The sequence below is a fragment of the Pseudomonas sp. K5002 genome (assembly GCF_013386655.1).
Lineage (GTDB): Bacteria > Pseudomonadota > Gammaproteobacteria > Pseudomonadales > Pseudomonadaceae > Aquipseudomonas.
The window spans coordinates 1-14,098 of the sequence record NZ_JACARK010000053.1; the positions used below are offsets into that span (position 1 = coordinate 1).

The following is a 14,098-nucleotide window of genomic DNA, read 5'->3' on the forward strand; positions in this document are numbered from 1 at the left end:
CAGCCAGCGCGCTGCTCCAGCCAGTTGAAGGCGCGTTCGCGCCAACCTTCTCGCGCACTCAACGCCAGGGCCGCGTGAGCCAGTACCGCAAGGTTCAAGGCCACCAGCAATCCAGCCCACACCCACTCATCCGTGAAGCGCGCGGTGACCCGGTTCAACTCGGCCCAGGTGCCGATCGAGCAGGCCGCCACGGCGCCCAGCAATGGCAACAACAACGCAACCCGGGCCGTGCGCACGCGGCCACCCAGCAGCAGCGTGCCCAGCAGGATAATCCCGCCAACCCCCAGCCACAGCGGCCAGTACGGCACATTGGTCACCGGGCCGGCGAGCACGCCCTTGTCCTGGCGGTCCGCATCAAACAGGCCCCAGTAACCACCCACCGCCCCTTCACTGGCACGTTTCCACGGCTGGTCAAAGGCTTCGATCAGGTTGTAGTGCCAGCCATTGGCTTCGGCCATGGCCACGAACCCGCGCATGAATTTCGCTTCGTTGACCCGGCTCGGCACCGCCGTTTCCCGCTGGCGGCCTTCGCTCGGCCAGCCGGTCTCGCCGATCATCACGTCCTTGGGGGCGAACTTGTTGCCGAAGGTCTGGCGCACATCGCCCACGTGCTTGAGCGCCTGGTCGATGCCCGAGGGGTCATCTTCCCAGTAAGGCAGCAGGTGGATGGTCAGGAAGTCCACGGCCGGGGCGATTTCCGGGTGTTGCAGCCAGAACTCCCACACATCGGCGTAGGTGACCGGTTGCTTGATATGGTCCTTGACGTGATGGATCAGCTTGACCAACTGCCCGGCGGTGACTTCCTTGCGCAGCAGGGTTTCGTTGCCGACGATCACCGAGGTGACGACGTCGGGGTTGGCATTGGCCGAAGCGATCAGTGCCTCGACTTCCTTGGCGGTGGCCACCGGATCACTGCTGACCCATGCGCCGCTCATCAGCTTCAGGCCGTGTTTGCGTGCCAGTGCCGGCAAGTCTTCAAGGCCGGTCTGGGAGTAGGTGCGAATGCATTCGAAACGGGTGGCCAGCAACGCCAGGTCGGCGTCCATGCGCTCGGGGCGCAGTTTGAACGGCTGGTCGAACGGCGACTGGTCTTTGTCGAAGGGCGTGTAGGACGCACATTGCAGCTTGTGGCTGGCGCTGGCCACGTCCGGCAGCACCACCGGTTGGCCAAGGCCGTACCAATAGCCGCCGAGGGCCAGCACACCAAGGATCAGGGCAAATAAATAGGGCAGGAGCGGGAAACGTGCAGTCGCGGGCATGATCAGGCCGTCTGGGGGCAAAGGCGCGCATCTTACCCGGATTTGAGCCGTCCCAGTGGGGCCGCATAATTTTGACATGCAAAGTTCGGGCGGGATCGTCGGTGAATGTCCTACAAATCATCCTGCTGGCGATGTGATGTCGTTTCTTGCTTACCTGAGGTCGCAGTCAGAGCAGGTCGCTTGTGGCAGCAGGTTGATTATCGAAGTGTCAGCCCTCCACTGATGAGGCACCCACGTGATCGATGCGCGTGAAGGGGGCGCGGTGCACCACATAACAACAGGTTGACGTCGCTCGGCATCCGCCGGGCGCAGCACTTTCGGGGAAGCACTATGAAGATGCGACGACTCTTGGGCGCAGCTGCCACTCTGGTAGTTGCGATGAGCTCCACACTGGCCAGCGCCGACAGCAAAACCCTGAGCATCGGCTATGTGGATGGCTGGTCGGACAGTGTCGCCACCACCCACGTGGCGGCAGAAGTGATCAAGCAAAAGCTCGGTTATGACGTGAAACTGCAAGCGGTCGCCACCGGGATCATGTGGCAAGGCGTGGCCACCGGCAAACTCGACGCCATGCTCTCCGCCTGGTTGCCGGTGACCCACGGTGAATACTGGGCCAAGAACAAGGACAAGGTGGTCGACTACGGCCCCAACTTCAAGGACGCCAAGATCGGCCTGATCGTGCCTGAGTACGTGAAAGCCAAATCCATCGAAGACCTCAAGACCGACACCACCTTCAAGAACAAGATTGTGGGTATCGACGCCGGTTCAGGTGTGATGCTCAAGACCGACGAAGCAATCAAGGCCTATGGCCTGGACTACAAACTGCAAGCCAGTTCGGGCGCGGCGATGATCGCCGAGTTGACCCGTGCCGAAGACAAACAGGAATCCATTGCGGTCACCGGCTGGGTGCCACACTGGATGTTCGCCAAGTGGAAACTGCGTTTCCTGGACGACCCAAAAGGAATTTATGGTGCTGCTGAGACCGTCAACAGCATCGGCAGCAAAGGCCTGGAAAAGAAAGCCCCGGAAGTCGTGGCGTTCCTGAAGAAATTCCAGTGGGCCTCCAAGGATGAAATCGGCGAAGTCATGCTGGCGATCCAAGAGGGCGCCAAGCCTGAAGCGGCGGCCAAGGACTGGGTGGCCAAGCACCCTGAGCGCGTCGCCGAGTGGACTGCTAAGTAAGTCTCTTGTGGGCGCTGGCTTGCCTGCGATGCAGACGCCTCGGTGCACATGATGTATCGAGGTGATCCCATCGCGGGCAGCCCGGCTCCCACATTATTTCGCCCCCGCAATTATTCCTGCACCTTCAATATCCCTCGCTACACTCCTTCTACTACTAAGGTCGTCTGGAACCTGTTCCTCAGCCGCATACAGTGGATATGTTCCAATAATAAAAAGCTGTGCTGCGAGGATAAAAACAATGAACGACAGCATTTACCTCTCGATTCAAAACAGCCCGCGTTTCAAGGAGCTGGTTAGTAAAAGGGAAAGATTCGCCTGGATTCTCTCGGCAATCATGCTTGGGCTTTACTCCGCTTTCATTCTTCTGATTGCCTATGGGCCGCAAATACTGGGGGCCAAGATCAGCCCCGGTTCGTCCATCACGTGGGGGATCCCGATCGGGGTCGGGCTGATTGTGTCGGCCTTCGTCCTCACCGGCATCTATGTACGACGCGCCAACGGCGAATTCGACGACCTGAACAATGCGATTCTCAAGGAGGCTGCGCAATGATCGGTCGTCTATTGGCTGTACTCGGCGCTTCGGCCTTTGCACCTGCCGTTTGGGCGGCCGATGCACTGACCGGCGAAGTGCATAAACAACCGCTGAATATCGCAGCGATCCTGATGTTCGTGGCCTTCGTCGGCGCGACCTTGTGCATCACCTACTGGGCGTCCAAGCGCAACAAGTCGGCGGCCGACTACTATGCGGCCGGCGGCAAGATCACCGGGTTCCAGAACGGTCTGGCGATTGCCGGTGACTACATGTCGGCAGCCTCCTTCCTGGGGATTTCCGCGCTGGTGTTCACCTCCGGCTACGACGGCCTGATCTACTCGATCGGCTTCCTGGTGGGCTGGCCGATCATTCTGTTCCTGATCGCCGAGCGCCTGCGTAACCTGGGCAAATACACCTTTGCCGACGTGGCGTCCTATCGCCTGGGGCAAACCCAGATCCGCAGCCTGTCGGCCTGTGGCTCTTTGGTGGTGGTGGCGTTCTACCTGATCGCGCAGATGGTCGGCGCGGGCAAGCTGATCCAGCTGCTGTTCGGCCTGGATTATCACGTCGCGGTGATCCTGGTAGGCATCCTGATGTGCCTCTATGTGTTGTTCGGCGGCATGCTGGCGACCACCTGGGTACAGATCATCAAGGCAGTGCTGTTGCTGTCCGGTGCCTCGTTCATGGCGCTGATGGTGATGAAACACGTCAACTTCGACTTCAACATGCTGTTTGCCGAGGCGATCAAGGTTCACCCTAAAGGTGAAGCGATCATGAGCCCGGGCGGCCTGGTGAAAGACCCGATTTCGGCGTTCTCCCTCGGCCTGGCACTGATGTTCGGTACCGCCGGCCTGCCGCACATCCTGATGCGCTTCTTCACCGTGAGTGATGCAAAGGAAGCGCGCAAGAGCGTGCTGTATGCCACTGGCTTCATCGGCTACTTCTATATCCTGACCTTCATCATCGGCTTCGGCGCGATCCTGCTGGTCAGCACCAACCCGGCGTTCAAGGATGCTGCAGGTGCCTTGCTCGGCGGTAACAACATGGCGGCGGTGCACCTGGCCAACGCGGTGGGCGGCAGTATCTTCCTGGGCTTCATCTCGGCCGTGGCGTTTGCCACCATCCTGGCAGTGGTTGCCGGTTTGACCCTCGCGGGTGCTTCGGCGGTGTCCCATGACCTGTACGCCAGCGTGATCAAGAAAGGCAAGGCCAACGAGAAGGATGAGATTCGCGTATCGAAGATCACCACCATCGCCCTGGCAGTACTGGCGATTGGCTTGGGCATCCTGTTTGAAAGCCAGAACATCGCGTTCATGGTGGGCCTGGCGTTCTCCATTGCGGCCAGCTGTAACTTCCCGGTGCTGCTGCTTTCCATGTACTGGAAAAACCTCACCACCCGCGGTGCGATGATTGGTGGCTGGCTGGGCTTGATCAGTGCCGTTGGCCTGATGATCCTCGGCCCGACCATCTGGGTCTCGATCCTGCACCATGAGAAGGCGATCTTCCCTTACGAGTACCCGGCGCTGTTCTCGATGATCATTGCGTTCATCGGCATCTGGTTCTTCTCCATCACCGACAAGTCGGCGGCGGCAGAGAAGGAACGTGCGCTGTACTTCCCGCAGTTTGTGCGTTCGCAAACTGGCCTGGGGGCGAGTGGGGCGGTTAGCCACTAAGCCTGTAACAGTTACAAAAAAATGCCCCGGTCGTGAGATCGGGGCTTTTTTTTGCCTTTATTGGTAACAGATACGACAAAACTGTTTCTCAAATCCGGCACAAATAAAAACGGCCTCCCTATCACAAAGGAGGCCGTTTTCGGTGTAGCCAAGTAGCGATCAGCTTACTTGCGGTCTTCCAGCTTGGTGATGTCACGCGACTCGTAGCCGGTGTACAGCTGGCGCGGGCGGCCAATCTTGTACGGGCTGGAGAGCATTTCTTTCCAGTGGGAGATCCAGCCCACAGTCCGCGCCAGGGCGAAGATCACGGTGAACATGCTAGTTGGAATGCCGATCGCCTTGAGGATGATCCCCGAGTAGAAGTCGACGTTCGGGTACAGCGAGCGCTCGATGAAGTACGGGTCGGTCAGGGCGATCTCTTCCAGGCGCATGGCCAGTTCGAGTTGCGGATCGTTCTTGATGCCCAGTTCCTTCAACACTTCGTCGCAGGTCTTCTTCATTACGGTGGCGCGCGGGTCGCGGTTCTTGTAGACCCGGTGACCGAAGCCCATCAACTTGAACGGATCGTTCTTGTCCTTGGCCTTGGCGATGAACTTGTCGATGTTCGAGACATCGCCGATTTCATCGAGCATGGTCAATACGGCTTCGTTCGCACCGCCGTGGGCAGGGCCCCACAGTGCGGCGATACCGGCGGCGATACAGGCGAACGGGTTGGCGCCCGAGGAGCCCGCCAGGCGCACGGTAGAGGTCGAGGCGTTCTGTTCGTGGTCGGCGTGGAGGATGAAGATCTTGTCCATCGCGGCGGCCAGCACCGGGCTGATCGGTTTGATCTCGCACGGGGTGTTGAACATCATGTGCAGGAAGTTTTCCGCGTACGTCAGGTCGTTGCGCGGGTACATCATGGGTTGACCCATGGAGTACTTGTAAACCATTGCGGCCAGGGTCGGCATCTTGGCAACCAGGCGGATCGCGGAGATTTCGCGATGCTGCGGGTTATTGATGTCCAGGGAGTCGTGATAGAAGGCCGACAGGGCGCCGACTACGCCGCACATGACGGCCATCGGGTGGGCGTCGCGACGGAAGCCGTTGAAGAAGGTCTTCAACTGCTCGTGAACCATAGTGTGGTTCTTCACGGTGCTGACAAACTGGGCCTTTTGCTCAGCTGTTGGCAATTCGCCATTAAGCAGCAGGTAGCAGGTTTCCAGGTAGTCCGACTGTTCAGCAAGCTGTTCGATCGGGTAGCCGCGGTGCAGCAAGATACCGTTATCACCGTCGATATAGGTGATCTTCGACTCGCATGAGGCGGTCGACATGAAGCCTGGGTCGAATGTAAAACGGCCCGTGGCCGTCAGGCCCCGTACGTCGATAACATCGGGACCAACGGTGCCGGTTAAAATGGGCAGCTCGACGGGGGCTGCGCCCTCGATGATCAACTGCGCTTTTTTGTCAGCCATGTGGCCTCCTATTTATGCTTCAAATCATCAGACAGACCCCCCACGCAGGGCCCGCACCACTATAGTGAGATAAATTCAGATGTCAATTTGCCTAAAGTCTTGCTCCAGAAGGCTTTAACCGTACTTTTTCCTCGAAATTACCTGCCATTTACGCCTTTTATGCCGCCAGCGCAATGCGCTATTAGGGTGAGGAGTGCGCGTTGTCATTAGTTGCCTAACTGTCTATACTCGGCCTCCGACCGCCAGGGGCTTTTGGGCCCGTTTTGATGGGGGTCGCACTCCCTGGGTGGTGGTTACCTGACCAGTGCACTCCCCAACAACTTTGCCCTGATTGTTAGGGGCTCTTCAGTGTGAAAAAAAGCCGTGAATAGCCAACGACCTGTAAACCTAGACCTAAGGACCATCAAACTCCCCATCACCGGCGTAACGTCGTTCCTGCACCGTGTATCCGGCATCATCCTGTTTCTTGGCCTGGGCATCATGCTTTATGCATTGAGCAAATCCCTGGGTTCGGAAGAAGGGTACGCCGAGGTGAAGGCATGCTTGACCAGTCCGCTGGCCAAATTCGTCGCCTGGGGCCTCCTGTCCGCTCTGCTTTATCACCTTGTGGCCGGTATTCGCCACTTGATCATGGACATGGGTATCGGTGAGACGCTGGAAGGCGGCAAGCTGGGCTCGAAAATCGTCATCGCCATTTCCGTGGTGCTGATCGTTCTGGCGGGAGTTTGGATATGGTAACCAGCGTTACGAACCTGTCGCGTTCGGGCCTCTATGACTGGATGGCGCAACGTGTGTCTGCGGTTGTTCTCGCGGCTTATTTCATCTTCCTGATCGGGTACCTCGCGGCGAACCCTGGCATTGGCTACGCCCAATGGCACGGCCTGTTCGCTCACAACGGGATGCGCATCTTCAGTCTGCTGGCCCTTGTAGCCCTGGGCGCTCACGCCTGGGTTGGCATGTGGACCATCGCGACCGACTACCTGACGCCGATGGCGCTGGGCAAGTCCGCGACAGCAGTACGGTTTCTCTTCCAGGCAGTATGCGGCGTCGCGATGTTCGCTTACTTCGTCTGGGGTGTGCAGATTCTTTGGGGTATCTGATTCATGGCTAACACAGTTAATACGCTTTCATTCGACGCCATCATCATTGGCGGCGGCGGTGCCGGCATGCGCGCTGCGCTGCAACTGGCCCAGGGCGGTCACAAGACTGCCGTGATCACCAAGGTGTTCCCGACCCGTTCCCACACCGTTTCGGCCCAGGGTGGCATCACGTGCGCCATCGCCTCCGCCGATCCAAACGATGACTGGCGCTGGCACATGTACGATACCGTCAAGGGTTCCGACTATATCGGTGACCAGGACGCTATCGAATACATGTGCTCCGTAGGCCCGGAAGCGGTCTTCGAGCTGGAACACATGGGTCTGCCGTTCTCCCGTACCGAACAGGGTCGCATCTACCAGCGTCCGTTCGGCGGCCAGTCGAAAGACTTCGGTAAGGGTGGCCAGGCCGCTCGTACCTGTGCCGCAGCCGACCGTACCGGTCACGCGCTGTTGCACACCCTGTACCAGGCCAACCTGAAGGCCGGCACCGTATTCCTCAACGAATACTACGGCGTCGACCTGGTGAAGAACGAAGACGGTGCCTTTGTAGGCATGATCGTTATCTGCATCGAAACCGGCGAAACCTCTTACGTGCGGGCTAACGCCACCGTATTGGCGACCGGCGGTGCAGGCCGTATCTACTCTTCGACTACCAATGCCCTGATCAACACCGGTGACGGTATCGGCATGGCCCTGCGTGCAGGCGTCCCGGTACAAGACATCGAAATGTGGCAGTTCCACCCGACCGGCATCGCCGGCGCCGGTGTACTGGTTACAGAAGGTTGCCGTGGTGAAGGTGGTTACCTGATCAACAAGAACGGCGAGCGCTTCATGGAGCGTTATGCTCCGAACGCCAAAGACCTTGCCGGTCGTGACGTTGTAGCCCGTTCCATGGTTAAAGAGATCATCGCCGGTAACGGCTGTGGTCCCGATGGCGACCACGTGATGCTGAAGCTCGATCACCTCGGTGAAGAAGTGCTGCACAGCCGTCTGCCAGGCATCATGGAGCTGTCCAAGACCTTTGCCCACGTTGACCCGGCTGTTGCGCCGATCCCGGTTGTTCCAACTTGCCACTATATGATGGGCGGCGTTGCCACCAACATTCATGGCCAGGCGATCACCCAGGACGCCGACGGTGTCGACCAGATCATCCCTGGTCTGTTCGCGGTAGGTGAAGTGGCGTGCGTATCGGTTCACGGTGCCAACCGTCTGGGCGGCAACTCGCTGCTCGACCTGGTGGTATTCGGTCGTGCCGCCGGCCTGTTCCTGGAGCAGACCCTGAAGGAAGGCGTTGATTACGCGCGTCCACGCCAGTCCGACATCGACGCTGCCCTGGCACGTCTGGATGGCCTGAACTCGCGTACCGATGGCGAAGACGTCGCCTCCCTGCGCAAAGAGCTGCAAAGCTGCATGCAGAACTACTTCGGTGTGTTCCGTACCGGCGAATACATGCAGAAAGGTATCGCCCAGCTGGCTGACCTGCGTACGCGCATCGCCAACGTCAAGATCAACGACAAGAGCCAGGCGTTCAACACCGCTCGAATCGAAGCCCTTGAGCTGCAAAACCTGCTGGAAGTGGCTGAAGCGACTGCGATCGCCGCCGAGGTTCGTAAAGAATCCCGTGGTGCTCACGCTCGTGAAGACTATGAAGACCGCGACGACGAAAACTGGTTGTGCCACACCCTGTACTTCCCGGGTGACAAGCGCGTAACCAAGCGTGCCGTGAACTTCTCGCCGAAGACGGTTCCGACGTTTGAACCGAAGATTCGGACTTACTAAGGGTGGCTGCCATGTTGAAAGTCAGTGTTTATCGCTACAACCCTGATCAGGACGCTGCGCCGTTCATGCAGGAATTCCAGGTCGATACCGGTGGTAAGGACCTGATGGTGCTGGACGTGCTGGCCCTGGTTAAAGAGCAGGACGAAGGTTTCTCCTATCGTCGCTCTTGCCGTGAGGGTGTCTGCGGCTCCGACGGCATGAACATCAACGGCAAGAACGGCCTGGCATGCATCACGCCGCTGTCTTCCGTGGTGAAAGGCAACAAGTTGGTTGTTCGTCCGCTGCCAGGTTTGCCGGTTATCCGTGACCTGGTCGTCGATATGAGCATCTTCTACAAGCAATACGAGAAGGTTAAGCCATTCCTGCAGAACGACACGCCGGCTCCGGCCATCGAGCGTCTGCAGACTCCGGAAGAGCGCGAGAAGCTGGACGGTCTGTACGAGTGCATCCTGTGCGCTTGCTGCTCGACTTCCTGCCCGTCCTTCTGGTGGAACCCCGACAAGTTCCTGGGCCCAGCTGCCCTGCTGCAAGCGTACCGCTTCCTGGCAGACAGCCGTGACACCAAGACTGCCGAGCGTCTGGCTTCGCTGGATGACCCGTTCAGCGTATTCCGCTGCCGCGGGATCATGAACTGCGTCAACGTATGTCCCAAAGGCCTGAACCCGACTAAGGCCATTGGTCACGTACGTAGCATGCTGCTGCAAAGCGGCGTGTAACCGACGTTGTAGTAAAAGCAGGACCGTTGTGCCCGTAGATGCTACGGCGCAGGCTTCAACCGGCGCCGTAGTTTTAACTTGAGCAGCGACTTACAAAGACGCGGCTCTTATTTTGAAGAAATGAGACAAGCAGGGGCATTCGGGTTGGTACCCGAACTATCAGCGTGATCCTAAGTGGCTTGTTTTGGTCGCTGCACTTGGCCTTTTGCAAGCAAACTCGGTGTTTTCGCCGGTGGTGTCCCCAAATCGAGGGTGACCAAGCATGCAAGAAAGCGTGATGCAGCGCATGTGGAACAGCGGCTATCTTTCAGGTGGTAACGCTGCCTATGTGGAAGAGCTTTATGAGCTCTACCTGCACGACCCTAACGCTGTGCCAGAAGAATGGCGCACCAAATTTCAGACGTTGTCTTCAGACGGCAACGCTGCCACCGATGTATCGCACGCAACAATTCGCGATCAGTTCGTGCTGCTGGCAAAGAACCAGCGCCGCGCCCAGCCGGTTTCTGCCGCAAGCGTGAGCAGTGAGCACGAGAAGAAGCAAGTTGAAGTACTGCGACTGATCCAGGCCTACCGTATGCGTGGCCACCAGGCAGCCCAGCTTGACCCGCTGGGGCTGTGGCAGCGTCCTGCACCTGCAGACCTGTCGATCAATCATTACGGCTTGACCAATGCCGATCTTGATACGACCTTCCGTGCCGGCGACCTGTTCATCGGCAAAGAGGAAGCGAGCCTACGCGAAATTCACGAAGCGTTGCAGCAGACATATTGCCGCACCATCGGTGCCGAATTTACGCACATCACTGATTCCGAGCAGCGCCACTGGTTCCAGCACCGCCTTGAAGGCGTGCGTGGTCGCCCGGTGCTGTCTGCGGACGTCAAGAGCCACTTGCTCGAGCGCGTCACTGCAGCGGAAGGCCTGGAAAAATACCTGGGCACCAAATACCCGGGCACCAAGCGTTTCGGCCTGGAAGGCGGCGAAAGCCTGATCCCGATGCTCGACGAGCTGATCCAGCGTTCCGGTTCCTACGGCACCAAGGAAATCGTGATCGGCATGGCCCACCGTGGCCGCTTGAACGTGCTGGTCAACACCTTCGGCAAGAACCCGCGCGAGCTGTTCGACGAATTCGAAGGCAAGAAGAAGGTCGAGCTGGGTTCCGGTGACGTTAAATATCACCAGGGCTTCTCGTCCAACGTAATGACCACCGGCGGTGAAGTTCACCTGGCCATGGCGTTCAACCCATCCCACCTGGAGATCGTTTCTCCAGTGGTCGAGGGGTCGGTACGTGCGCGCCAGGATCGTCGTAACGATTCCACCGGTGAGAAGGTCTTGCCGATTTCCATCCACGGTGACGCGGCGTTCGCCGGTCAGGGTGTGGTCCTGGAAACGTTCCAGATGTCGCAGACTCGCGGCTTCAAGACCGGCGGTACCGTTCACATCGTCATCAACAACCAGGTGGGCTTCACCATCAGCAACCCGCTGGACGCACGCTCTACCGAGTACGCGACCGACGTTGCCAAGATGATCCAGGCGCCGATCCTCCATGTGAATGGTGATGATCCGGAAGCCGTGTTGTTCGTGACCCAGTTGGCCATCGATTACCGCATGCAGTTCAAGCGTGACGTGGTCATCGACCTGGTCTGCTACCGTCGTCGCGGTCACAACGAAGCGGATGAGCCTAGCGGCACCCAACCGTTGATGTACCAGCAAATCACCAAGCAGCGCACCACCCGTGAGCTGTATGCCGATAGCCTGATCAAGGCCGGCGTGGTGGACGATGCACGTGTTCAGGCGAAGATCGATGAATACCGCAACGCGCTGGACAACGGCCTGCATGTCGTGAAAAGCCTGGTTAAAGAGCCGAACAAAGAGTTGTTCGTTGACTGGCGTCCGTACCTGGGCCACGCCTGGACTGCGCGTCACGACACCTCGTTCGATCTGAAGACCCTGCAGGAACTGTCGGCCAAGCTGCTGGAAATCCCAGACGGTTTCGTCGTACAGCGCCAGGTTGCGAAGATCTACGAAGACCGTCAGAAGATGCAAGCCGGCGGCCTGCCGATCAACTGGGGTTACGCTGAAACCATGGCGTACGCGACCCTGGCGTTCGAAGGTCACCCGATCCGCATGACTGGCCAGGACATCGGCCGCGGTACGTTCTCGCACCGTCACGCTGTGTTGCACAACCAGAAAGACGCGGGCACCTACATCCCGTTGCAGAACCTGTACGAAGGCCAGCCACGTTTCGACCTGTACGATTCGTTCCTGTCCGAAGAAGCCGTACTGGCGTTCGAATACGGTTACTCGACCACCACGCCTCAGGCGCTGGTGATCTGGGAAGCCCAGTTCGGCGACTTCGCCAACGGTGCCCAGGTGGTTATCGACCAGTTCATCACCAGCGGCGAGCACAAGTGGGGCCGTCTGTGCGGTCTGACCATGCTGCTGCCACACGGTTATGAAGGTCAGGGTCCGGAGCACTCCTCGGCCCGTCTGGAGCGTTACCTGCAATTGTGCGCCGAGCACAACATCCAGGTGTGCGTGCCGACTACCCCGGCCCAGATCTACCACTTGCTGCGTCGCCAGGTGATCCGCCCGCTGCGCAAGCCGCTGGTAGTGCTGACGCCGAAATCGCTGCTGCGTCATAAATTGGCCATCTCGACCCTGGAAGATCTGGCGGATGGTTCGTTCCAGACCGTTATTTCAGAAATCGATACCCTCGACGCCGCCAAGGTCACTCGCCTGATCCTGTGCAGCGGCAAGGTTTACTACGATTTGCTGGAAAAACGCCGTGCCGAAGGCCGCGAAGACATCGCCATCGTGCGGATCGAGCAGCTTTACCCGTTCCCGGAAGACGACCTGATGGAGGCCATCGCGCCTTACACCAACCTCACCAATGTGGTGTGGTGTCAGGAAGAACCGATGAACCAGGGCGCGTGGTACAGCAGCCAGCATCATCTGCGTCGCAGCATCGGCAATCACAAACAGGCACTGGGCCTGGAGTACGCCGGTCGTGATGCTTCTGCTGCACCTGCGTGTGGTTATGCGTCGATGCACGCCGAGCAGCAGGAAAAACTGCTGCAAGATGCTTTCACTGTTTAACGCCTTCGCGCTGACTGAAACCGAATTTTAAGGACCCACAGATAATGGCTATCGAAATCAAAGCCCCGTCATTCCCGGAATCGGTTGCCGATGGCACCGTTGCCACCTGGCACAAGAAACCAGGCGAGGCCGTCAAGCGTGACGACCTGATCGTCGACATCGAAACCGACAAGGTCGTGCTCGAAGTGTTGGCTGAAGCTGACGGCGTGCTGGGCGCAATCGTTGCCGAAGAAGGCGCTACCGTCCTGTCGAATCAGGTACTGGGCTCGATCGAAGAGGGCGGTGCTGCTGCCGCTGCTCCTGCTCCTGCCGCCGCTGCGGCACCGGCTGCTGCCGCAGCTCCAGCTGCTGCACCGGCTGCGGGTGGCGAAGATCCAATCGCTGCACCGGCTGCGCGTCAGCTGGCTGACGAAAACGGTATCAACCTGGCGTCCATCAAGGGCACCGGCAAAGATGGCCGTGTGACCAAGGAAGACGTGGTTGCCGCCGTTGAAGCCAAGAAAAACGCTCCAGCTGCTGCGCCTGCCAAGGCTGCCGCCCCGGCTGCCGCTGCTCCTGTGTTCGCCGCTGGCGACCGCACCGAGAAGCGCGTACCGATGACCCGCGTGCGTGCCACCGTGGCCAAGCGCCTGGTTGAAGCACAGTCGAACATGGCGATGCTGACTACTTTCAACGAAGTCGACATGACCGAAGTCATGGCCCTGCGTTCGAAGTACAAGGACCTGTTCGAGAAGTCCCACAACGGCGTACGCCTGGGCTTCATGTCGTTCTTCGTGAAAGCGGCCACCGAAGCGCTGAAACGCTTCCCGGCAGTCAACGCTTCCATCGACGGCGGCGACATCGTTTACCACGGTTATGCTGACGTCGGCGTTGCCGTCTCCAGCGACCGTGGCCTGGTGGTACCGGTTCTGCGTAACGCCGAGCTGATGAGCCTGGCTGAAATCGAAGGCGGCATCGCCAACTTCGGCAAGAAGGCCCGTGACGGCAAACTGACCATCGACGAGATGACCGGTGGTACCTTCACCATCACCAACGGTGGTACTTTCGGTTCGATGATGTCGACTCCGATCGTCAACCCGCCACAAGCTGCGATCCTGGGCATGCACAACATTCTGCAGCGTCCTATGGCGATCAACGGCCAAGTGGTTATCCGCCCGATGATGTACCTGGCGCTGTCGTACGATCACCGCCTGATCGATGGTAAAGAAGCCGTGACTTTCCTGGTGACCATCAAGAACCTGCTGGAAGACCCGGCTCGTCTGCTGCTGGATATCTGATAAAGCGGCGGTGCGCCGTACCACCCGGTCTG

The 14,098-nt window shown here is 58.9% G+C and carries 11 protein-coding genes; 9 read left to right on the forward strand and 2 right to left on the reverse strand.

Translation table 11 applies throughout. The annotated features are described in order from the left end of the window. Window positions 1-1,259, reverse strand: a 1,259-nt coding sequence (locus HX846_RS03555) for a glycosyl hydrolase family 17 protein (RefSeq protein WP_178964985.1), incomplete at its 3' end; no start/stop codon positions are given. Window positions 1,260-1,589: 330 nt separating this feature from the next. On the opposite strand from HX846_RS03555, the gene HX846_RS03560 reads away from it, so the two are divergent. The 3 genes from HX846_RS03560 to HX846_RS03570 all read left to right on the forward strand — a co-directional run bounded on the left by HX846_RS03560 (window position 1,590) and on the right by HX846_RS03570 (window position 4,646). Continuing rightward, complete coding sequence (locus HX846_RS03560; RefSeq protein WP_008433997.1) at window positions 1,590-2,441, forward strand: glycine betaine ABC transporter substrate-binding protein; 852 nt, start codon at window positions 1,590-1,592, stop codon at window positions 2,439-2,441. Window positions 2,442-2,679: 238 nt separating this feature from the next. Continuing rightward, window positions 2,680-2,991, forward strand: a complete 312-nt coding sequence (locus tag HX846_RS03565; RefSeq protein WP_003210577.1) for a DUF485 domain-containing protein — start codon at window positions 2,680-2,682, stop codon at window positions 2,989-2,991. Continuing rightward, complete coding sequence (locus tag HX846_RS03570; protein ID WP_178964986.1) at window positions 2,988-4,646, forward strand: cation acetate symporter; 1,659 nt, start codon at window positions 2,988-2,990, stop codon at window positions 4,644-4,646. The genes HX846_RS03565 and HX846_RS03570 overlap by 4 nt, the downstream gene beginning before the upstream one ends. A 164-nt stretch (window positions 4,647-4,810) precedes the next feature. Here HX846_RS03570 and gltA read toward each other — a convergent pair whose 3' ends face one another. Beyond that, window positions 4,811-6,100, reverse strand: coding sequence for a citrate synthase (gene gltA, locus HX846_RS03575; RefSeq protein ID WP_003210575.1), 1,290 nt, complete (start codon window positions 6,098-6,100; stop codon window positions 4,811-4,813). A gap of 363 nt (window positions 6,101-6,463) precedes the next feature. On the opposite strand from gltA, the gene sdhC reads away from it, so the two are divergent. The 6 genes from sdhC (at window position 6,464) to odhB (ending at window position 14,066) form a co-directional block, all read left to right on the forward strand. After that, window positions 6,464-6,838, forward strand: a complete 375-nt coding sequence (sdhC, locus tag HX846_RS03580) for a succinate dehydrogenase, cytochrome b556 subunit (RefSeq protein ID WP_008433998.1) — start codon at window positions 6,464-6,466, stop codon at window positions 6,836-6,838. After that, on the forward strand, window positions 6,832-7,200 hold the full coding sequence (gene sdhD / locus HX846_RS03585; protein WP_003210573.1) for a succinate dehydrogenase, hydrophobic membrane anchor protein: 369 nt from the start codon (window positions 6,832-6,834) through the stop codon (window positions 7,198-7,200). The genes sdhC and sdhD overlap by 7 nt, the downstream gene beginning before the upstream one ends. Window positions 7,201-7,203: 3 nt before the next feature. Continuing rightward, window positions 7,204-8,979, forward strand: coding sequence for a succinate dehydrogenase flavoprotein subunit (gene sdhA, locus HX846_RS03590; protein ID WP_003210572.1), 1,776 nt, complete (start codon window positions 7,204-7,206; stop codon window positions 8,977-8,979). An 11-nt stretch (window positions 8,980-8,990) separates the two neighbouring features. Continuing rightward, window positions 8,991-9,695 (forward strand): succinate dehydrogenase iron-sulfur subunit, encoded by a 705-nt coding sequence (locus tag HX846_RS03595; RefSeq protein WP_003210571.1) that lies wholly within the window; start codon window positions 8,991-8,993, stop codon window positions 9,693-9,695. A 262-nt stretch (window positions 9,696-9,957) separates the two neighbouring features. Next, window positions 9,958-12,789: a 2-oxoglutarate dehydrogenase E1 component gene (locus tag HX846_RS03600; RefSeq protein WP_003210570.1), complete on the forward strand. Its 2,832-nt coding sequence runs from the start codon at window positions 9,958-9,960 to the stop codon at window positions 12,787-12,789. Window positions 12,790-12,833: 44 nt separating this feature from the next. Further along, window positions 12,834-14,066: a 2-oxoglutarate dehydrogenase complex dihydrolipoyllysine-residue succinyltransferase gene (gene odhB / locus HX846_RS03605; RefSeq protein ID WP_008434003.1), complete on the forward strand. Its 1,233-nt coding sequence runs from the start codon at window positions 12,834-12,836 to the stop codon at window positions 14,064-14,066. Window positions 14,067-14,098 lie beyond the last annotated feature (32 nt).

Coding starts and splice junctions, on each gene's coding strand:
- odhB (WP_008434003.1), top strand. CDS start 12,834: ATGGCTATCGAAATCAAAGCCCCGTCATTCCCGGAATCGGTTGCCGAT.
- sdhA (WP_003210572.1), top strand. CDS start 7,204: ATGGCTAACACAGTTAATACGCTTTCATTCGACGCCATCATCATTGGC.
- HX846_RS03600 (WP_003210570.1), top strand. CDS start 9,958: ATGCAAGAAAGCGTGATGCAGCGCATGTGGAACAGCGGCTATCTTTCA.
- HX846_RS03560 (WP_008433997.1), top strand. CDS start 1,590: ATGAAGATGCGACGACTCTTGGGCGCAGCTGCCACTCTGGTAGTTGCG.
- HX846_RS03565 (WP_003210577.1), top strand. CDS start 2,680: ATGAACGACAGCATTTACCTCTCGATTCAAAACAGCCCGCGTTTCAAG.
- HX846_RS03595 (WP_003210571.1), top strand. CDS start 8,991: ATGTTGAAAGTCAGTGTTTATCGCTACAACCCTGATCAGGACGCTGCG.
- sdhD (WP_003210573.1), top strand. CDS start 6,832: ATGGTAACCAGCGTTACGAACCTGTCGCGTTCGGGCCTCTATGACTGG.
- HX846_RS03570 (WP_178964986.1), top strand. CDS start 2,988: ATGATCGGTCGTCTATTGGCTGTACTCGGCGCTTCGGCCTTTGCACCT.
- gltA (WP_003210575.1), bottom strand. CDS start 6,100: ATGGCTGACAAAAAAGCGCAGTTGATCATCGAGGGCGCAGCCCCCGTC.